The sequence below is a fragment of the Bacillus sp. SRB3LM genome (genome assembly GCF_015712745.1).
GTDB classification, from domain to species: Bacteria; Bacillota; Bacilli; order Bacillales; family Bacillaceae_G; genus Bacillus_A; species Bacillus_A thuringiensis_K.
The window spans coordinates 18,488-38,229 of the sequence record NZ_VWVQ01000103.1 but is presented as its reverse complement, the minus strand read 5'-3'; the positions used below and the strand labels follow the sequence as shown (position 1 = coordinate 38,229).

Here is a 19,742-nt window from a genome sequence, read left to right as displayed (position 1 = left end):
AAGGTAAAGCGTTTTTTTCTTTGTAAAAAGCGGGTAATATAAGAATGGTATGATAAGGTGAGAACGTTAGCATAGAAGGAGAGACATAATCGATGTATAAAGGGTACTTAATTGACTTAGACGGTACGATGTATCGCGGAGAAGAACAAATTGAAGAAGCAAGCGACTTCGTAAAAGCATTAGAAGAGCGCGGCATTCCATATTTATTCGTTACGAATAACTCAACTCGTAAACCAGAACAGGTAGCAGAAAAACTTGTTCGTTTCGATATTCCAGCGAAAGCAGAGCAAGTATTCACAACGAGTATGGCGACTGCGAACTTCATTTATGAACGTAAACAAGACGCAACTGTATATATGATTGGTGAAGAAGGCTTACACGATGCACTTGTGGAAAAAGGATTTGAACTTGTGGATGAAAATCCTGATTTCGTTGTTGTTGGTTTAGATCGTGACATCACATATGAAAAATTAGCAAAAGCTTGTCTTGCTGTGCGTAACGGCGCAACGTTTATTTCTACAAATGGAGACATTGCCATTCCGACTGAGCGCGGATTGTTACCAGGTAACGGCTCATTAACATCAGTTGTAGCAGTATCAACAGGTGTGGATCCAATCTTTATCGGAAAACCAGAATCAATCATTATGGAACAAGCTTTAAAAGTGCTTGGCATAGAAAAAAATGAAGCATTAATGGTTGGGGATAACTATGATACAGACATTTTAGCAGGAATAAATGCTGGTATGCATACCCTTCTTGTCCACACTGGAGTCACAACTGTGGAGAAGTTAACAGAATATGAAGTACAACCAACACAAGTTGTGCATAACTTGACGGAGTGGATTGAGAAGATGTAGTGAAGAAAGCTGTTCCAAACTTTGGAACAGCTTTTTTTATTCCTGCTATTTGCAGGCAGCCCGATTGGTGTGGGCTAACATTCAGTTGTGACTAGTGTCGATTTTTGTTGGTAAGTCGATATATTTTAAAAATCGCCGATATAATCTGAGTTGCGCTGATTTAATTTTATTAAAAAGCACGATTCACAACGTCTTTAACCTCTGCAAGATATTGCTTACGCACACTGTCATCCACAGAAGGGACACTTGTATAGAATGTATGCTCAATTGTTTCAATGCCTGTAAATTCAAAAATACCAACATCCACTGTTTTCTTCATTGCATCAAACATGCCGCCTGCTGTGTATGCTTCTTTCGTATTGCCCATTGTAGATAATAATAACCCTTTTTTACCGCTTAATAACTTCTCGATGCCATTTTCACCGTAAGCATAAGCGAAGCCGTGGCTAAATACACGGTCAACGTATCCTTTTAAAATAGCAGGAAGTCCCGCCCACCAAACTGGATAAATAAATGTAATGCTGTCAGCCCAAGAGATATGCTCTTGCTCTTCTTTAATATCTGCTGGTGTGTTTCCTTGAGAAAATGAGATGAAATCGGAAGCGCCTAATACTGGATTGAAGTTTAATTCATATAGATCGCGAACGCGTACTTCATGGCCTTTTTCTTCTAATTTACTTTTTACCGTTTCTAAAATCGCATGGTTGAAGCTTTCTGTATTTGGGTGTGCATAAACGATTACATGTTTCATTGTTCTTCCTCCTATTTGTGGATATGTGAATAGTTATTTGTATATCTGTAACTATTATGGTTACTGCTTTTGTAGAAGTCAAGTAATACATATGTATGTATAAAAAGACGCCCGAAAATCGCCTTTTTATACCCCGCTCATACAAAGTACAAAAAAGACAAATAAAATAATGACAATACCAATGCCGAAGTTAAATACGAGAGTACTATCCATATATGTAGCCTCCTTGCTTGAAAGTAAAAAGCACTCTAGTTAAGAGTGCTTTTTTATTTTGAATCTACTTTATAATTTTTAGAAAGTGATTCATGCGTGTAATGATTTACATTATTTTATGTATTTATACTTTGAAATGAGTAAGTCCTTGTTGGATATAGAAAAAAAGACACTCGTTGGAGTGTCTTTTAAGATGACAAAATGTGCCAATTGCTTGAGGTTGATAAGACGCTAATTTCCGTGTTAACGCCTTTTCTCTAATCAAGAAGTGTAGCAACAGCGATTCAAATAAATTGTACCACTTGTTTAATGGCTGTGCGTATGTAATTCTGCATATTGCAATTAGAGGGAAATTTAATGTGAAAAATGAATGAGTAAATATATAGAATATTTGATAAGGAGTGAGAAGATTGGATATACATGTGTTAACAAAAGAAGAAGCGATGGAGATAAATACGTGGGCGTACGAGGAACCATATAATTTATATAGTTTTTCAGGCGAGAAAGAAGTAATGGAAGAGCTATTAGATGGAATGTATTATGGCTGTTGTGACGGTCAAGGAGAGTTCATCGGTTATTTTTGTTTTGGAGCAAATGCACAAGTACCAGGTGGAAGAGATGCTAATTTATATGGTGGAGAAGATGTGATTGATATCGGACTTGGCATGAAGCCGGCGTTAACTGGGAAAGGAATGGGGAAAGAATTCTTCCAAGCTGGAATAGCGTTCGCCACGAAAGAGTTTAATGCAAAAATGTTTCGATTAAGCGTAGCGACATTTAATACAAGAGCAATTACGTTATATAAAAATATCGGATTTAGACAAGGGACTATTTTTTTGAGTCGCGGAAGAGAATTTATGCTGATGGAATACGAAAGGCCGTCAGCATGAAACTGACGGCCTAGAAAACATTATTATTCTGAGTGCTCAGCTCGGTGCGCTAAACGGCTTGACGCAGCGGCAGCGATTCCGCCGACGATATCATCAAGGAATGTATGCACCTTTCCAGTTGATTTATCATTTAAGTATTCTAAAATACCAGGTTTTAATTTATCAATATATCCAAAGTTCGTGAAACCGATAGAGCCATACACATTCACGATAGAAAGTGCGATAACTTCATCAATTCCGTATAAGCCTTCATCACGTTTTACAATATCTTGTAACGGCTCACTTAGCATTCCCTTTTCAGCAAGGACATCAAGCTCGATACCAGTAATCAGTGCGTTTTGTACTTCACGTTTTGATAGTACACGTTCTACATTGTAACGGCATTCTGACATCTCTAAATTTGGATGATATTTTTTTTGAAGAAAATGAACAAGCTCAGCAATATCGTCAATTGTTACACCGCGCTCTTGTAATAGTTGTAATGCTCTTTCTTGTAGTTGATTTGATTCTTTCATGTTTATCACCTTTTTTTCTTTTTAGTATTTGTATACGTTTCGTTGCTTTATCATGTGCATAGGAATGAAAGGCGAGCACAAGCTCATATATATAAAGAAAAACCATAGGTGGCGACTGCGATGATTCATCATATTTATGAGCATTATCACATGCATGTTAAAGAATTAATCCCCCTTGGCCCCTATAAAAGCTTTTGGATTCGCAACAAAATTTATGTACTTGTTCCAATTGGAGACATGGAGGAAGAAGTACTTGTAGAGATGAAAAAGCTCAGTGACTATATGAACCAGCAAGGGGATATAACTGTAGCGACTTTCGTTCCGACTATACACGGCTACTATGTAAGTGAGATAGAAGAACAAAATTACTGCTTATTAAAAGGTATGCGTGCATTAGAACGACATGCTACATCATTAGGAAGTGAGCTTTCTATATTCCATAAACGAGGTGCTTTTTTTCCAGAAGAGATCGAGCAATTAAGCCGCATTGGTGAATGGAAAGCGTTATGGGAAAAAAGGCTCGATCAATTAGAAAAGTTTTGGCAATCACAAGTGATGAACCACCCTACAGACGTATTCGATCAATTGTTTATTGAATCCTTCCCGTATTACTTAGGAGTTGCAGAAAATGCAATTCAATATGTTGTCGATACAGAGATGGATGATACGCCCCAACTGACTGATGCAGCAACAATTTGCCAAGAACGATTTACACCTTTATTATGGCATCAAACGAAGCGTCTCAAACTCCCTTTTGATTGGGTGTATGATCACCCAACTCGAGATATAGCAGAATGGATTCGCTATATGATGATTGAAAAAAAGAAAGACTGGGATCAAACAATCGTTCAATTTGTTACAGATTATGAACGGAATTACTCGCTGTCCTCATTTGGTTGGCGCTTATTATTTGCAAGGCTCCTGTTCCCGCTTCACTATTTTGAAACGGTCGAACGATATTACCAAACTGGAAACGAAGAACAAAAAAGCATATATAGAGATCGCTTAGAAGCCATTTTACACGATGTGAACCGCTCAGAGCAATTTATGAAGCACTTTTATGGCTCACTTCGTTTACCAGTAGATAAGCTTGGGATTAGAAAATTAGATTGGTTATCTTAAAAATATAAAAAAGAGACCGAGTGAGGTCTCTTTTTTATATACCACAATTTTATGTAATACATTATGCCCCTACCTGCTGATCTGTACATATATTTAAAACGAATTGATGCTTTTCGAGCTTTTCATTTACTTTATCCAATAATTCTTGCTGGATTTCTTTAAATAAAAATTGGTAGCTCGCATTCCATGTTGGTATAACAGATGAAAGGTCTAATAAATACTCTTTTTTCTTTTCTAGTTCTTGAATTGTTAAAAAAGTGTTCCCCATTCTTGGCATGTGTCGTCCCCCTATGTTTTTTTCTATATATGTGTGAACGATTCTATATTATTAATTATCGCATTTTTTTGAGAAGGATTTCCAATTTTGTTTTATGATGTTAACGGATAAATGTAATTTGAATAAAAAAAGGAGACCAAATTTGGTCTCCTTTTAGAAGGCGATTCTGAACGAGCCGCTTCCGCTTTTAGTTATCCAGCTCCAGCGGCTAAAATGTTCGGTGGCTTCGCTTCTTCCGCCGAGGCCAAAAGCGCCTCTATGTCAGAAGCTCCATCCTCCTCACATTTTGAACGAGCCGCTTCTGCTTTTAGTTATCCAGCTCCAGCGGCTAAAACAGTCGGCCATTTCGCACCTTCCTGCGAGGCCAAAAGCGCCTCTTCGTCAGGAGCTCCAATGACCTCCTGTTCTGAACGAGCCGCTTCTGCTTTTAATTAAAATACTTGTTCTACTTCAATAACGCCTGGTACTTCTTCAAGTAATGCGCGTTCGATACCAGCTTTTAGTGTGATTGTAGAACTTGGGCAGCTTCCGCATGCACCCATAAGGCGTAATTTTACGATACCTTCTTCAATGTCTACTAATTCAACGTCTCCGCCATCGCGAAGTAAGAATGGACGTAATTTATCTAATACTTCTAGTACTTGTTCTTGCATATGTGGGTTTTCCATTTTTATCGACTCCTTTCATCAGTTTTATTATAATCAAGATAGAGGGGAAAATCTATTTTTTCTGTTCTTGTTTTAATGTTGAAATTTTTTATCATGTTTACAACGTGTTTTTTCAGTATAGGGGTATGGAATAAGTTTGTAAAATGATGTGCTTATGTAATAAGACATCTGAATATACTGTTGAAACAAGAAGTGGGGGAGAAGAAATGGTTAATGTGCAAGTGTATGGGACGAAAGTAATTTGTGCGAGCTGCGTTGGAATGCCATCTTCAACAGAAACGTTTGAGTGGTTACAAGCGGCGATTGGTCGTAAATATGAAGGACAAGAAAATAAATTTAATTTCGAGTATATTGATTTTCAAGAAGAACAAGAAGATGAAGATAAGAGAGCATTCGCTGAGCGCGTAGTGGAGGAAGATCTATTTTATCCGGTCGTTCTTGTAAATGGAGAAATTGTTGGAGAAGGAAATCCTCGTTTGAAGGATGTTTACGAAGAAATCGAGAAATATTTATAAAGCAGGAAGCCTTTGCGAATTTGCAAAGGCTCTTTTTTATTGGAGGGATAGATGTGAAAAATGGAGTGAAGCATGCGTTACCAACGGAAGTACGACAGTTAATGGAGCAGTACACAGTAGAATTAAAAGAAATTTTTTTAGATGAAAAAATAGTCGGCGTATATATTTACGGGTCCATCGCACTAGGCGCATTTCATAAGGAAACGAGCGATGTTGATTTTGTTACAGTGATAAATGATTCCGTGAATGAAGCTGAAAAACAGCAGCTTGTGGAACTACATAAGAAACTTAGTGATAATACGCTAGGTAAAAGAATGGACGGTATGTATATTCCGCTTGCTGATTTAGGGAAATACAATGATGAAATAAACGAGTATGTGTATTGTGCAGATAGTAAAGCTAATGTTGGTCATTGGGACATTAATGCGGTCACATGGTGGACGTTGAAAAATCAAGGCATTACAGTTACCGGAAAAGAAGCAGAGGATCTTCCGTTGCAAATACAATGGAGTGATGTAGTAAATACGATGAAATATAACGTAGAACAGTACTGGAGTGAAAAGGCGAAGAAGCCATATTTATTTTTTATAGAAGAGTGGGTAGAATCAGCTGTCGTTACGATGGGACGTATTTTATATACACTACATTATAAAACAATCGTTTCAAAAGATAGAGGATTGCAATACTTGTCAGAACGTTCAGCGGAAGAATGGGAGCTTTTATTAAAAGAAGTAGAGCGAATACGGCACAATCCAAAAGAAAAGCGAATGCTCTCAAGGTGGAGAAGGGCAGATATGACGAAGAGGTACTTACTGCATTTAATTGAAACATGTAAAGAGAAATGGTAGGGAAAAAACCGATGATACAGTAAATTGTATCGTCGGTTTTTGTGTTGGAAATGGTATATAATGGTTTAAAAGGTTTAATTATACTGGAGGGGATAGGATGAATATAGAATTAGCTACATATGAAGAAAAGAATGAACAAATGAGTATGCGCCATGGAATTGGTTTTTTGAACCTTTTATATGATTCTTCCTTATACCCATGGTATGTAGATCATCTTATTCCACCTTTCACGTTTTGTATGATTATCGTAATGTATGCACCGGCAAGAAATTGCTGCTTACATTTAATAAAATCATTACAATTCAATAATCTTAAACATTATGTAACGATAGTAATAACAACGATTGTAATGCTTATGTATCTTGCGGTATTAAATGTAGTTTTACCACATGGGCTTGGTGTGGATGAATCTAATATAGTAATAGAACCTACTACAAGTGAAATCATTCTATACGTAGTTGTGCTCACAACTTTTGCGCCTATTTGGGAGGAAATTGTATTTCGAGGTATGTTTTTTATGAAATTATCTCAGCGCTTCTCTACACTTAGTAGTGCTGCTATAAGTGCTTTCATATTTACTTTAGGGCACCCCCTTACAGTAGGTAGTATTTTATATATTTTTGGTATGGGTATATGTTTAGCATACACATATAAGAGAACGAAGAATTTACTCGTTCCAATTGGGATTCATTTATTAAATAATTCGTTTTATTTAGTAGTAAATTTTCAACTATAAAAAGACGTTTTTTAAAAAGGAAGTCTTTTTTATTTTGTAGTAGATAGAAAAGTATTTACAAGCATTGTGTAGAGGAAAGATAATAGAAAAAAATATGCGCATGGGGGAAGATGATGAGTAAATATAAATTACATATAGATAAAGAACAACTATGGAAAGGCTGCGTTTTAAATTCGATTGCCCATGCAATTAATGTAGCGCATTGTCCAGATTTCTCACATGAAAGTTCATGGGATGGATTTAACTATAGTATGCAAGATAGCCAAGGGGGACAAGGGACAATTACGTTTCATCCGAATTACACGATTGTATGTCTTCAAGATGTGAATAGCGAGAGAATTGATGAGTGGATTGATGCGAAAAATTATTTTGAAGGGGCACCTTCGGAAGTAATAGACATTGCGAAAGAAGAAGCTCTTCAATACGTATTAGAAGAAGTAGAAGGCGAAACAGTGCCTTTCATTACAGCAGCATTTTGGATTGAGGAGAGCGGTGCATATTCAATTGATTCATTTGAAGAGATAGAAGAGCATGGCGGATCCTTATTAGAAATCCCGCTACTTAATCTGCACTCAGCAATGGAAAGATTAGAAGAAGAATATGAGCTGACAGAAGAGCAAATAGAGTTTTTACAACTCGTGTATGAGAGAAAAATCAAAAATCCAAATGAGGAAATTATGTTGTCTAAAGAAGAAGTAGCGATGATTGGAACGGAAGATAGCGAAGGATTGGAAGTTAGTAAGGAGTCATTTGCAGAAATGAATATTACTTGGGAGTTGTAGGGGGGGATAAAATATTTCTGATTTAAAAAGTTACAAGAGGAATATAAAGTACTAGTAGAAAGCACAATGTGAAATTACATTGTGCTTTCTACTAGTTTTTTCATATACATATCAACTTCGTGAAAGAATATGGGCTCTTTTTCCTTGGTATTCAGATGCACGGCGCAATGTAAATATTGCTGTAAATAGCGATTAGCTTGTTCGTACTGTTTTAATTTGTAGAAAGAAAAACAGGTAAGAAGTAGAGATGCTTTTTCTTCTAATATTGGAACGACAGCTAGTACCGGAGTAATGGAATGTATATTTATTTCCACTAAATTTTCATAAGATGCCCACGTTTGAAACCAGTCGAAAATAGTAGAAAGGTAATTCAGAATGTTGATAGTTTCATGTGAAACATTATGCAATAGCTGGTTCTGTTTGATATGTATAGGCTCTATTCTCGTTTGTAGAATGCAATCGAATATTGAAATGTTTTCTTTTATTTGTAATTGGTTCGTAATAAGCTGCGGGAGACCGATAGGGTGGACTCCTATATTTATATAAAAATCATCTCCAAACTGGCTTTTTTGTATGTTAATGAGCTTATAAAATCCGTTTTCAGCTTTGAAAAATGTATGTCTTTTTTTCTTAAAGCCGATTGGTTTTAAAGTGGCGTGTAAATTTGTAATAAAATCTTGCTCCTTTTTAGAGCCAGGCTTATTCTTCGTCATATTCATAAGTAGTTAAGTTTTGTAAGAAACTTTCAAAGTTAGGTGCTAATTCAATAATTTCCTCAAACTCATTATCGATAAATATAACTGGAGGATTTTCAGCTACATTTCGATAGTCTAATGCAATCCATGTATGTCCATCACCAGATAAAAGTACGATATTCTCAGGCATTTCCCATTCTCGAATTAAATAGCGGCTCTCTAAAATACTAGATTCATTTTCATCAAAAGAAATACCATATAAACCAGATACATTAACGTGATCGTCTGCCCAAGAATTTGGCTTTGAAGTAGGGTGAACATCGAGACGAAGAGTTCCCCCATTTTGTTCTTTTAGAAGGTTTATATATGATTCTGGAAGCTTTACGTTCAGTACTTCTTCTGCTTTTTTGATTAGTTCATCGTTAATGGGTGCTAGTTTTAAATAGTCATCGTCTGCCCAAATTGTACTCTTCATATTCGGTCACCCCAAATAATAGTTTTAAGAATCTTATGTCATATATTATAGTTAGTTTAGATAACACGCAATAGAGGGAGGGACGGAGTATGGATGTGTATGAATACCTTGATCACGTAAATTCTAAAGAAGATTTATTAAAATTTCTTGTATACCTCCAAAAGGATTTTAAAGTGAATAAAGATGAATGGGAGAATGTAGAGGTAGAGACTTATTTAGAGGCATTAAATGGTTGGTTAGGTGATTATGAAGGTGTTTATATAAATCAAGGGGAGAAGCTTCCAGAAAATATTCCATGGAAGTTTATTGCTCAAATGTTACTTGCGGCAGCTCATTATGAGTAAAATTAGATTTTTAAAAGATAGAATGGAGAAGATATCATGATTAACCATAATAAAATTAAACAACTTTTAGCACATGTAGATCGTGCTGAGGATAATGAAATTGAGCTAGAGTATGAATCTGAACCTATGACGATAGAATTGTTTAATAGTGAAGAAATAGAAGAAGGGCAACTTGGTTATAGTTTTGATGAAGAAGGGCAAAGCTTAGCAGGGAATGAAGAAGGAGATTGGAAAGATGGATGGATTGTAATAGGGATAGATTCCTATCTTGGAGATCCGATTTTTGTAGATAGTAATGATGAGAACTGTCCAGTTTATACAGCTATGAACGGTGAGGGAGAATGGGAGCCGGAATGTATAGCGGAACGTATAGAAGATATTATTGAGAAAGTGAAGGGGAATGTGTGAGAAATAAAATAGTATTTCAATATGATTAAGAGGGAGGAAATGTAGTGAATATATAAAATAATTAACTTAGTGTATTAAAGGTATGATACACGATTATTTTAATATATTTAAAAGTAAAATGAAATAAGAAACGGATAATTGTCGGAATATATTCGATTTCCGTTCACTTTTATGAAATATGTGTACTTTTTGTTAGATTCCTTCATTTTGTACATATACAATAAATGTATATAGAAATAAGAAAAGGATGATGTACGTGAAGGACACTGTTTTACAAGAAACAATTTCTCAGCAAGAATTACATAAAGTTGTTCAAAAAAATACAGCTTATTATGATTTTAAGTGGGGTAAAGTAGAAAATCCTGCGCAAGGGAATACATGGAATTGGGTAGCCTTTTTCTTCCCAACCTTTTGGTTAGCTTATCGTAAAATGTATAAGTTATTTATTATATTTGCGTTATTGGTTATACCTAGTATAGTTATACCCCCTTTTATAGATATTCCAGATGGGATTTATGTAACATTTAGTTTAGCTCTTCAATTAGGAATGATGATATTTACTGGATGGCAAGGAAACCGTTTATATTATAAGCATGCTGTTCGTGTTTTTCGTAAGGGAGAAGATGCGTCTGATCATGAGAAGGCGTATTTCTTACAATCAAAGGGCGGCGTTAGTGTAGCTGGTATGATTGGTTTACAGATTATAGTCGGGATTGTGTTTGGTTTAGCTGCGTTCGGGCTGTCCTTTTTACCAACTGAGCCGAATATTAAAAACGTTGTTCGTTCAAGTGATGAAGGGGTTACTTTAGAAATTATGACAGATAACCCAACTTGGAAGTTTGTGAAGAAAGAAAAAGAGTATGACGTAGTAGAGTTTACTGGTTATGATTATACAGAGAAGAAAAACGTGAAAATAAAATTTGCTGTTTATTTCGATGAAGATTATTTCGAGTGGCAAGAGGTATACGAGAATAATAAGAAGTTAAGTGAAGAAGAGTTAGAAGAGTATCAATTTTATATTGAAGAAAATAGTTGGAGTTTCTAGAGCGAAACTCGTTCATTTTGGAAAGAAGGACCTTGTGAAGGTTCTTCTTTTTTTATTGGAAACACCATACAAATTGAAATTTTGTAAAATACAATAAAAAATGAGAATTTGAGGTAGGCTTGTCAATAACGTGAGACTATGGCACTATAAAGAAATGCTATACAAATTTTATTTATCGAGATGTAAACATCAATTTTGATTTTTACGTATAAATAATGAACGGAGGAAATGAATTTATGGCTACTTTACCAAATTGTCCAAAATGTAATTCAGAATATACGTATGAGGATGGCGTTCTTTTCGTATGTCCTGAGTGTGCTCATGAGTGGGGCCAAGAAGCAGAAGCTGAAAATAATGATGGTGCAAAAGTTGTAAAAGATGCGAACGGAAACGTTCTTCAAGACGGCGATGCTGTTACTGTTATTAAAGATTTAAAAGTAAAAGGAACTTCTTCAGTTGTGAAGATCGGTACGAAAGTAAAGAGTATCCGTCTAGTTGATGGCGATCACGATATTGATTGCAAAATCGACGGTTTCGGAGCTATGAAGTTAAAATCACAATTCGTTAAGAAGGCGTAATAAAAAAGAGGAGGCGGGTAGCCTCCTCTTTTTTATTGTCATTTTTTTTTCGGTAAGTCGATATGATTTCATTTACGATGAACAGAGCATGATTTACCGAGCAAGAAGTATCATTTACCGCGCACTATAGTCAACCTCTTTCAACTGACATCGCTTATTAAAGAACGTTTTATATCCAAGCTGTAAAAAGATAATGACAGCAAAGGCAGTACTTCCAGAAATACCGAGTATGATGGCAATTTGATATTGAATAGCTGTGAACGGTGATACACCAGATAAGATTTGTCCTGTCATCATGCCTGGTAGGCTTATAATCCCCATTCCGACCATAGAATTGATTGTAGGTAAAATGGCAGAGTCAAAAGCGTCGCGTATGAGCGGAGCAGCAGCTTCTTTCGGTGTTGCGCCCAGCATAAGTGCACCTTCAATTTGACCTCTTTGCGATTTCATATTGTTTAAGAACGTATTTGCACCAAGAGAAACACCAGTCATGGCATTCCCAACTAACATTCCTGTAATAGGGACGATATATTGCGGGGCATACCAAGGGTCATGACCGATAATAACAAAGATAAATAGTAGAAGTGGCCCAATTGATCCGGCGACCATGGAAAGGGCGGCTACTCGTTTTAATTCTTTAGACATTGGGATGCTAACTCGTTTATAAATATTAAAAATTGCAAAGGTAGTAATAGAAGTAATGAGAGCAATTGTATAAAATGGATTACTATTTTCAAATACGTATGTAAGGACATATGCAACAAGTACGAGTTGGATGGTCATACGGAATGTTGCGAGCGCGATTTGTTTTTCGCGAGGTATCCCTTTTAATTTCACAATCCCGATTAAAATAAGAATGAAAATATAGGCAGCCGCAAGTTGCCAAATTTGGAGTTCAATAACGCCCTTCAACAGAGAGCACTTCCTTTCTAGTTGCACCGTTTGCCTTACTAATTTCAATAATGTCGTCTGCAATTTCTTCTGGAAGTTGTTGCGAGTGTGTGATGAAGATAACTGTTTTTTTCTTTTTTCGTGCTAGTTCAGTAAATTGTTTCATTACGCGTCGTTCTGTATCACTGTCTAATGCTGAAGTAGGTTCATCTAATAAATAGACAGGTGGATCCATAAGTACAATACGAGCAAAGGCAAGCCTTTGTTTTTCACCGCCGGATAATGAGGAAGCACTATCTTCTAATTGCTTGTCTAAACTAATGGTTTTTAGTGCACTCCGCAGGGCATCATCATTTGGAAATGGTTTTTCAGAAAGACGAAGTCCCATTAATAGGTTGTCTTTAACGGTTCCATCAAAAATAGGTGGAGTTTGCCCAAGCATAACTACGTCACGACGTAATTGAATAGGCGGATAATTAGAAATTAACTTTCCGTTATATTCAATTGTACCGGATGTTGGAGATTGTAAATCGTTTAACATCCGAAGCAATGTACTTTTTCCGCTTCCGCTTTCACCGATAATGCAAGTAATCTTTTCTTTTTGAATCCGTAAATAAGGAATGTGTAGTATATCTTTATATATAACGTCTTTTAATATAAACATAAATCGCTCCTTTCTGATTCTAGTTATATCGTATCAAAAAAGAGGGGGAAATGGTTATAACGAACAACGTTTTTTCTTCATCTTGAGTTTTATTAATAAGTTAAGTAAACGATCTAATTCTTGGCTGAAAGAAATCACTTTATCATGAGTGAATCCGTATTGTTCAACGAGATAGATTAACTCTTTCTTTTTCGCTTCTATTCGATTGTTTAGTTTCGATAAGTTCATAAGTTGAATGTAATGCCTCCTACAAAAGTATTTATCACATAAAAAATAAGACCGAATGAATTCGGTCTTAAAGGAAATAATAAGACAACTTACAAATAGCATACACTTTTTATCAATAGTTTTTAATATGAAAATGAAAAATAAATCATTATACATATTGAAAAAGATGTGTCTGATAATTTTTAAAAACTGATGCAAAGAGGCTGCCTACATCGTAGACAGCCTGTAAAGTATTAACCTTTATGATATTTGTACATCCAAAGAAGACCAGATTTTAATAATCTCGGTACACGTCCCATTAATGGTTGGTTTGCTAGTAAACCAAAGCCGTGCTTCTTACCAAGAGATCCTAGAACACCTTTTAATTTAATAACAGGTAGTTCATCCGGGAGTGGTTCATTATTCCAACGTTTTAATAATATTTGGACAATTTGTTCTCCTTGACCTTCAGCCAGTTGGGCAGATGGTGCATGTGGAAGTGCTGCGCAATCTCCTACAACGTAAACATGATCGTTATTTGGAATATTATGATATTTAGTTAAGACAACCCGTCCGCTACCATCTTGTTCAACTGGAAGGTTTCGAACAACTTCATTCGCTTGAATACCAGCTGTCCAGACGATTGCATCACATTCAAGTGGTTCATCGTGGTTGTACACAATATTTGGTTCTACTTTTGTAATGTTAGAGTTTCGTATAATGTTAACTTTATGCTTTACAAACCATTCTTCTACGTATCTACTTAATTTCTCTGGATATGGGAATAAAATTCTATCTTTTCGATCAAATAAGTAGATTTTTAAATCAGAACGGCTTTCCCGAAGTTCACTTGCTACTTCAACACCACTTAAGCCAGCACCAACGACAGCTACTGTTGCATTTGGTTCTAGACTATTTAATTGTTCATATGTCTTACGTGTTTGTTCAATTGATTGTAGACTATGTGTATATTCCCTAGCCCCAGGAACGTTATGATATTTATCTTCACAGCCAAGTCCGATAATTAAATCATCATATTGGATCGCTTCGCCGCCATCGAGATGAACAGCTTTTTCTTCGAGGTCAATATTTGTTACTGTGCCGTATTGAATATTGAGGCGTGGGTGTTCAGGAAACGGTATACGAATATGCGTTTCTGAAATAGTACCCGCAACTAATGCATAATATTCAGTTTTGAAGCAATGGTATGGTACTTTGTCGATTAATGTCACTTGTACATCAGCTGGAAGTTGGTTGCTTGGAAGTAGCCTTTGCAGAATTCTCATTCCACCGTAGCCGCCACCTAGTATTACGAGGTGTTTCATGATGGATTACCCCTTTTCTGTTGAAATATCCCCTAATCATAAAATTTTATATTAATAAAATATTTTGACTTTACTCAATCAAATTATATCGAATTTGTGAACAAATAACAATGCATGAATGAATACTCTGTTGTACAATAAGAAGAAAAGTAAAGTAAACTGTTTTTCCTTTGTAGTTACTATTTCATTAGAAGTAGCATGTTATATAGAAGAAGTCATCTACTTTGAAGTGAAGTAATGAAGTAACTAAATAGTTTAGACTGTGTAACGAAAACAACAAGAAACAGCTTAGTTTTCTTCTTATAGATAAAGTCAGAAGGTAATTTGTTTTGTAGTACAGGGGGGAGAATTTTGATTAAACCATTAATTGAATTTTGTGTAGGTAACCTTGCAAGTGGTTCGCAAGCAGCTCTAGAAAAATTAGAAAAAGATCCGAATTTAGATGTAATGGAGTATGGTTGTTTAGGATATTGTGGTATTTGTTTTGAGGGACCGTTTGCACTTGTAAATGGTGAAGTTGTACAAGGTGCAACAGTAGAAGAGCTTGTTAATAATGTATATGAGTATTTGGATGAAAATCCAATGTTTTAAGGTGTTGCGAATCAGCAGCACCTTTTTCATTAGATAAAACTTTATTTCGTGGGGAAGGCTAATACTGATTATTAGCCTTCCCCCAATCGAAAATAGTGGGATAAATAAAAAAAGGCCCTTTTTAGAAGGGCTTTTTTCTTACACAAATTGTGTAAGAGTGGCTCATCGCCAAACGTTGTCAAATATGAGAAACGGGGGACATTCATATTGTGTTCTAAAAGCATGCATTTTATACTTAACATAACAAATTATTTTTGGAGTGAATATAAATGAGCCAATTTTCTTTTACAAAAATGCATGGTCTTGGCAATAGTTATATATATGTAAATATGTTTGAAGAGCAAATTCCTGAAGAAGATTTAGCCCTTGTGGCGGAAAAGGTTTCAAATATTAATACTGGTATTGGAGCAGATGGGATGATTTTAATTTGCCCTTCAGACGTAGCTCCGGTGAAAATGCGTATGTTTAATAATGATGGTTCTGAAGGAAAGAGCTGTGGTAACGGTTTACGCTGCGTAGCGAAATATGCGTATGAGCATAAACTAGTAGAAGAAACAGTTTTCACAATTGAAACGTTAGCTGGCATTGTAACGGCGGAAGTAACGGTAGAAGAAGGGAAAGTTACATTAGCGAAAATCGATATGGGGGCACCGCGTCTAACACGTGCAGAAATACCGATGCTTGGTGAAGATGAAACACCATTTATTCGTGAAAACTTCTTATATAATAATCATCGTTATGCATTTACAGCTGTTTCAATGGGAAATCCGCATGCGATTATTTTTGTTGATGATGTAGAAAAAGCACCTCTTACAACACTTGGACCCGTCCTTGAGACACATGAAATGTTTCCAGAGCGAGTAAATGTTGAGTTTATCGAAATTTTGAATGATGAAGAGATGAACTTCCGCGTTTGGGAACGTGGATCTGGTGTAACGCAAGCTTGCGGAACAGGGGCGTGTGCTGCAGTTGTAGCTGCTATTTTGAATGGAAAGATGGAACGTGGTAAGGAAATTACAGTTCATTTAGCTGGCGGCGATTTAATGATTGCGTGGACTGAAGAAGGAAGCGTGTTGATGAAAGGACCTGCGGAAGTAATTTGTCGCGGAGTGTATGAGTACAAGATAGAAGCGTAAAGATGTATAATGGACTAAGAACAGAAAGGAAGGTGTATTTCATGATTGAAGTAACAGAACAAGCAGCTTTTCAAATTAAAGATATGTTAAAAGATGCTGAAGATGGAGAGAAGTACGTGCGCCTTGCTGTCCACGGCGGCGGATGTAGCGGTCTTTCTTACGGCTTAGGATTTGAAGTAGAACCAAAAGAAGACGACACAGTTCTTGAGTTTTTCGGTGTTGAATTTGTTATCGATACAGAAAGTGCTCCAATTGTTAAAGGAGTAAAAATTGACTATAAACAATCTATGCTTGGCGGTGGATTCACAATCGACAATCCAAACGCAATCGCATCATGCGGATGTGGATCATCTTTCCGTACAGCATCGAATGCTGGTAAGCCAGAAGAGTGCTAAGTTTTTAGCAGAAATAGAGAAAGACCTTTTTAGCGATAGAATAAAATCGTTAGAAAGGTCTTTTCTTTTTGTGTTAAAACAGAAAATGCATGTAAAGTTACTTTGGATTTTAATTTAAATGTTATTATATATAGTATATATAATTTATACTGTGAATTCGAGATTCATATTATTCGTTTTAAGATAAGATTATGTAGATAAAATGTAAATAATTAGAAAAAATATACTATTTATTAGTTATATTTAATGTTAATATTTGTAACGAAGATGATTGGGAATTATGTTCGAACTAGTTGTAAATGCATCGGTTATTACTAATAGGTAGATTTATGCAGCACGGTTGGTTCAACTAATAATCAGTGAGGATGAAGAACCCCCCCACTGATTAAAGTTTCACTTTATACAAAAAAGGTGCATAAGGGAGAAGGTTATAGCCAATTGTATAGAACTGAATAGTTCCGTATTAATTAAAATACGTTGATTACTAGATATTAAAAATACCGGGGGGATTAGAGTGAAGTCATTTAAGAAAGTACTTATAGTAGGGATGGCGTTGATTACAGTATCGATTTTGGGAGCTTGTTCTAGCGATACAGACGTATTAACAAAAGTAGGAGCAAAGCAACCAGCGAAGGCGGAAGGTGAAGTACTAAAAGATCAGAAGAAAACACCTATGACTACGAGCAAACGTGAAAGTATTAAAAATGAGGATGCACCATCATCACAAAAGCGTTATATTTCTCATGATGAATCTCAAAAGATTGAGGAAGGTATGACGTATACGGATATTCTTAATACGATTGACTATGGTGGTGAGAACATAAAACATTATAATAACCATGAAAAACGCGTATTTTATACTGAAAAAGATACGGATGGTACATATGAAATTATGGTTGAATTAAATACATATGGTTATGTTGTAAATATTGAACGTACTGCTATAAAGAATAAAGATACAGATACAGATAAAGAGAATCAGGTATTTACGAAACGTAGTGAAGAGCCTGTAAAGGAATATGAAGAAAAAAACGATCGTGTACCGTGGTATAAAGATGTAAATAACAATTCGGTAGCAGTAAGTTACAATCACTATTTGAAAATCAAAAAAGGTATGGCCGCGAATCAAGTAAAAGCTGCAATTGGACAGCCACATGTGATTGAGAAATATAAATCATATTCAGTATATGACTATACTGGTTATGGTGGAGAAGGATCATTACGTGTAATTTTTGAACCGAATGGAACTGTTACGGATGTAGTGGAAAACGGTTTACCACGATAATAAATTAGTTACGGGAAGAATTGTAGTAAAGTTGTCTTTGATTTTATAAAGTTTTTGGGAGCATCTCTGAATATAGGTGAAAAAATAATTCTCTTAGCCATGTTAACTACATATTAGTATTTACCGAAGGTTCTTCCAAATTCAATAGCGTTATTGTGGATGTTGTTGTCGTATTATTTTTGTTGATATATACCGCAGTAGGGCAGCAATTGTAACTGGACGTAAAAGGACGCGGAGGAGTAGCAGCTTCCTTTTGAAAGAAGGAGGAAAATATGATGGAGGATATTCTTGAATTTATAGGGAGATACGTGATTAAACCTATTATTAGTTTAATAAGATATTTTGTAATAGAGATTATAATTGAGGGCATAATAGAAGGCGTAATAAACGGTATAAGGAAATTACGTGATAAGTGGCGAAATTGGCGTGAAAGACGTTATTGGCGGTAGTGTAGCTGATGAGCGTGCGAAACAAAAACGTTATACAGAAGCTTAATGGAATGACAATTTCTAAAGTGAAGAAATAATTATTATCTTACAAAAGTGTAATGTTCATGTCATGTTTTTGAATTTCTTCTTTAAAGTTTAGGCTTTAAGATAAGAATATAAGAAAAAACACATGAGGTGAAGGAAATGAAAAGATATATTGCACTTTTTAGTATTTTAGTTGTATTTGCAAGCCTATTAGTTGGCTGTGATTTAAATCGTATGGGTAAAGACGAGTATTACGTTCAAATTACAGTAGATGGAAAAGAATATAATGGTAAAGCTGATAACGGTGAGCCGTATAAAGATTACGAATATAAGCTGACTGGCTTTGATAAAGATGGTAAAGAGAAAGAATTAGAATTCACAGCTCAAAAAAACTTATGTAAAGATGCATTCTTACGCGTATACCACTCAGATAAAAAAGGTGTAACAGCTTGGGAAGAAGTGAAAAAAGACGAGCTTCCAGCGAAAGTGAAAGAAAAACTAAGTGTGAAATAAGACAGATAAAAAGGAATTGACGAACAGGGTCAATTCCTTTTTTTGTTTTCAAATTCTTCTTCTGAAATGACTGTAAATCCGTGTCTTTTAAATAAAGCAGTTGTCACTCCGAAACCAGTTTGCTTATTACCGTTAAATTCTCCAGTATAAATCGTAGAACTACCACAAGATGGACTGCGTTCTTTTAAAATAATATATTCTGGGTGTAAATTTTTGATTTGTTCTAATGCTTTATAAGCACCGTTTACGAAAGCTGCTGTGACATCTTCACCATCTTTTGTCATTACCTTTGCTTTTCCGTCTAAAACGTCATCGCCATTCCCGCCAATAATTTCGGCTGAGGGACGAGGTGTTGGTAATCCCCCTAATACTTCAGGACAAATGAGGACTGTATCTTCTTGTTGCAGAAGCTCCTCTATTTTTGAAAAGAGATTGTCATTTCCATCATACCGGCAAGCAATCCCACCTAAACAAGCGCTAATTACGATCATATTTTCATCTCCAATAAAAAATATTTAATGTCACGCCAATTTCTCTTCCTGC

At 35.7% G+C, this 19,742-nt stretch carries 27 protein-coding genes and 2 pseudogenes; 18 read left to right on the top strand and 11 right to left on the bottom strand.

What is annotated here, in order from left to right; genetic code table 11:
* Positions 1-92 precede the first annotated feature (92 nt).
* Entirely contained in the window at positions 93-857 is a 765-nt protein-coding gene (locus F3I02_RS27405; RefSeq protein WP_046945274.1) for a TIGR01457 family HAD-type hydrolase, read from the top strand.
* A gap of 169 nt (positions 858-1,026) precedes the next feature.
* Here F3I02_RS27405 and F3I02_RS27400 read toward each other — a convergent pair whose 3' ends face one another.
* Complete coding sequence (locus F3I02_RS27400) at positions 1,027-1,608, bottom strand: NAD(P)H-dependent oxidoreductase (protein ID WP_196478629.1); 582 nt, start codon at positions 1,606-1,608, stop codon at positions 1,027-1,029.
* Between the two features lie 623 nt (positions 1,609-2,231).
* On the opposite strand from F3I02_RS27400, the gene F3I02_RS27395 reads away from it, so the two are divergent.
* Complete coding sequence (locus tag F3I02_RS27395) at positions 2,232-2,711, top strand: GNAT family N-acetyltransferase (RefSeq protein WP_000351219.1); 480 nt, start codon at positions 2,232-2,234, stop codon at positions 2,709-2,711.
* Between the two features lie 23 nt (positions 2,712-2,734).
* On the opposite strand, the gene F3I02_RS27390 is transcribed toward F3I02_RS27395, so the two are convergent.
* On the bottom strand, positions 2,735-3,226 hold the full coding sequence (locus tag F3I02_RS27390) for a phosphatidylglycerophosphatase A family protein (protein ID WP_000665103.1): 492 nt from the start codon (positions 3,224-3,226) through the stop codon (positions 2,735-2,737).
* Positions 3,227-3,346: 120 nt separating this feature from the next.
* On the opposite strand from F3I02_RS27390, the gene yutH reads away from it, so the two are divergent.
* Positions 3,347-4,348 carry a spore coat putative kinase YutH gene (gene yutH, locus F3I02_RS27385; RefSeq protein WP_000581259.1) on the top strand — a complete coding sequence of 334 codons (1,002 nt, stop codon included), beginning with the start codon at positions 3,347-3,349 and terminating at the stop codon, positions 4,346-4,348.
* 61 nt (positions 4,349-4,409) lie between these two features.
* Here the strand turns inward: yutH and F3I02_RS27380 are convergent, their stop codons facing one another.
* Positions 4,410-4,625, bottom strand: coding sequence for a hypothetical protein (locus tag F3I02_RS27380; protein ID WP_001137786.1), 216 nt, complete (start codon positions 4,623-4,625; stop codon positions 4,410-4,412).
* 431 nt (positions 4,626-5,056) lie between these two features.
* On the bottom strand, positions 5,057-5,293 hold the full coding sequence (locus F3I02_RS27375) for a NifU family protein (RefSeq protein ID WP_000431159.1): 237 nt from the start codon (positions 5,291-5,293) through the stop codon (positions 5,057-5,059).
* Positions 5,294-5,499: 206 nt separating this feature from the next.
* Here F3I02_RS27375 and F3I02_RS27370 point away from each other — a divergent pair, with 206 nt between their 5' ends.
* The 4 genes from F3I02_RS27370 (at position 5,500) to F3I02_RS27355 (ending at position 8,174) form a co-directional block, all read left to right on the top strand.
* Positions 5,500-5,808, top strand: a complete 309-nt coding sequence (locus tag F3I02_RS27370) for a YuzD family protein (protein ID WP_000248593.1) — start codon at positions 5,500-5,502, stop codon at positions 5,806-5,808.
* Positions 5,809-5,861: 53 nt separating this feature from the next.
* A complete protein-coding gene (locus F3I02_RS27365) occupies positions 5,862-6,656 on the top strand; it encodes a nucleotidyltransferase domain-containing protein (RefSeq protein ID WP_196478628.1) in 795 nt (264 codons plus the stop codon).
* A 97-nt stretch (positions 6,657-6,753) separates the two neighbouring features.
* Entirely contained in the window at positions 6,754-7,392 is a 639-nt protein-coding gene (locus F3I02_RS27360; protein ID WP_196478627.1) for a CPBP family intramembrane glutamic endopeptidase, read from the top strand.
* A 113-nt stretch (positions 7,393-7,505) separates the two neighbouring features.
* On the top strand, positions 7,506-8,174 hold the full coding sequence (locus F3I02_RS27355; RefSeq protein ID WP_196478626.1) for a hypothetical protein: 669 nt from the start codon (positions 7,506-7,508) through the stop codon (positions 8,172-8,174).
* A 74-nt stretch (positions 8,175-8,248) separates the two neighbouring features.
* Here the strand turns inward: F3I02_RS27355 and F3I02_RS27350 are convergent, their stop codons facing one another.
* Both F3I02_RS27350 and F3I02_RS27345 read right to left on the bottom strand, forming a co-directional pair.
* Complete coding sequence (locus F3I02_RS27350) at positions 8,249-8,887, bottom strand: DUF4304 domain-containing protein (RefSeq protein ID WP_002181021.1); 639 nt, start codon at positions 8,885-8,887, stop codon at positions 8,249-8,251.
* A complete protein-coding gene (locus F3I02_RS27345; protein WP_000843108.1) occupies positions 8,874-9,344 on the bottom strand; it encodes an SMI1/KNR4 family protein in 471 nt (156 codons plus the stop codon). The genes F3I02_RS27350 and F3I02_RS27345 overlap by 14 nt, the downstream gene beginning before the upstream one ends.
* 89 nt (positions 9,345-9,433) lie before the next feature.
* Here F3I02_RS27345 and F3I02_RS27340 point away from each other — a divergent pair, with 89 nt between their 5' ends.
* From F3I02_RS27340 to phnA, 4 genes are all read left to right on the top strand, one after another.
* The gene (locus F3I02_RS27340) at positions 9,434-9,688 is read left to right on the top strand and encodes a DUF7660 family protein (protein WP_000383679.1); all 255 of its coding nucleotides are present in this window, start codon (positions 9,434-9,436) and stop codon (positions 9,686-9,688) included.
* Positions 9,689-9,724: 36 nt separating this feature from the next.
* Complete coding sequence (locus tag F3I02_RS27335) at positions 9,725-10,096, top strand: hypothetical protein (RefSeq protein ID WP_000607081.1); 372 nt, start codon at positions 9,725-9,727, stop codon at positions 10,094-10,096.
* 247 nt (positions 10,097-10,343) lie between these two features.
* Positions 10,344-11,141, top strand: a complete 798-nt coding sequence (locus tag F3I02_RS27330) for a DUF2628 domain-containing protein (protein ID WP_196478625.1) — start codon at positions 10,344-10,346, stop codon at positions 11,139-11,141.
* Between the two features lie 236 nt (positions 11,142-11,377).
* Positions 11,378-11,719, top strand: coding sequence for an alkylphosphonate utilization operon protein PhnA (phnA, locus tag F3I02_RS27325; protein ID WP_000212737.1), 342 nt, complete (start codon positions 11,378-11,380; stop codon positions 11,717-11,719).
* A 114-nt stretch (positions 11,720-11,833) separates the two neighbouring features.
* Here phnA and F3I02_RS27320 read toward each other — a convergent pair whose 3' ends face one another.
* The 4 genes from F3I02_RS27320 to F3I02_RS27305 all read right to left on the bottom strand — a co-directional run bounded on the left by F3I02_RS27320 (position 11,834) and on the right by F3I02_RS27305 (position 14,806).
* Entirely contained in the window at positions 11,834-12,631 is a 798-nt protein-coding gene (locus F3I02_RS27320) for an ABC transporter permease (protein ID WP_000679238.1), read from the bottom strand.
* Positions 12,615-13,274 carry an ABC transporter ATP-binding protein gene (locus tag F3I02_RS27315; protein ID WP_000470269.1) on the bottom strand — a complete coding sequence of 220 codons (660 nt, stop codon included), beginning with the start codon at positions 13,272-13,274 and terminating at the stop codon, positions 12,615-12,617. Before F3I02_RS27315 ends, F3I02_RS27320 begins: the two co-directional genes overlap by 17 nt.
* A gap of 54 nt (positions 13,275-13,328) precedes the next feature.
* Complete coding sequence (locus F3I02_RS27310) at positions 13,329-13,502, bottom strand: aspartyl-phosphate phosphatase Spo0E family protein (protein ID WP_001054086.1); 174 nt, start codon at positions 13,500-13,502, stop codon at positions 13,329-13,331.
* A gap of 233 nt (positions 13,503-13,735) precedes the next feature.
* Entirely contained in the window at positions 13,736-14,806 is a 1,071-nt protein-coding gene (locus F3I02_RS27305) for an NAD(P)/FAD-dependent oxidoreductase (protein ID WP_196478624.1), read from the bottom strand.
* Between the two features lie 351 nt (positions 14,807-15,157).
* Between F3I02_RS27305 and F3I02_RS27300 the strand changes: the two genes are divergently transcribed.
* From F3I02_RS27300 to F3I02_RS27280, 7 genes and pseudogenes are all read left to right on the top strand, one after another.
* Entirely contained in the window at positions 15,158-15,397 is a 240-nt protein-coding gene (locus F3I02_RS27300; protein ID WP_000595026.1) for a YuzB family protein, read from the top strand.
* A 269-nt stretch (positions 15,398-15,666) separates the two neighbouring features.
* Positions 15,667-16,533: a diaminopimelate epimerase gene (dapF, locus tag F3I02_RS27295; protein ID WP_000077402.1), complete on the top strand. Its 867-nt coding sequence runs from the start codon at positions 15,667-15,669 to the stop codon at positions 16,531-16,533.
* A 41-nt stretch (positions 16,534-16,574) separates the two neighbouring features.
* On the top strand, positions 16,575-16,928 hold the full coding sequence (locus tag F3I02_RS27290) for a HesB/IscA family protein (protein ID WP_000573825.1): 354 nt from the start codon (positions 16,575-16,577) through the stop codon (positions 16,926-16,928).
* Between the two features lie 514 nt (positions 16,929-17,442).
* Positions 17,443-18,213 carry a hypothetical protein gene (locus tag F3I02_RS27285; RefSeq protein ID WP_151521597.1) on the top strand — a complete coding sequence of 257 codons (771 nt, stop codon included), beginning with the start codon at positions 17,443-17,445 and terminating at the stop codon, positions 18,211-18,213.
* A 99-nt stretch (positions 18,214-18,312) separates the two neighbouring features.
* A pseudogene (locus F3I02_RS34740) lies at positions 18,313-18,505 on the top strand (hypothetical protein).
* A 128-nt stretch (positions 18,506-18,633) separates the two neighbouring features.
* Positions 18,634-18,702, top strand: a pseudogene (locus F3I02_RS34735) (methyltransferase); the annotation flags it as partial.
* A 143-nt stretch (positions 18,703-18,845) separates the two neighbouring features.
* Positions 18,846-19,199: a YxeA family protein gene (locus F3I02_RS27280; protein WP_196478623.1), complete on the top strand. Its 354-nt coding sequence runs from the start codon at positions 18,846-18,848 to the stop codon at positions 19,197-19,199.
* A gap of 29 nt (positions 19,200-19,228) precedes the next feature.
* Here F3I02_RS27280 and F3I02_RS27275 read toward each other — a convergent pair whose 3' ends face one another.
* On the bottom strand, positions 19,229-19,690 hold the full coding sequence (locus F3I02_RS27275) for a 2-thiouracil desulfurase family protein (RefSeq protein ID WP_000635464.1): 462 nt from the start codon (positions 19,688-19,690) through the stop codon (positions 19,229-19,231).
* Positions 19,691-19,742 lie beyond the last annotated feature (52 nt).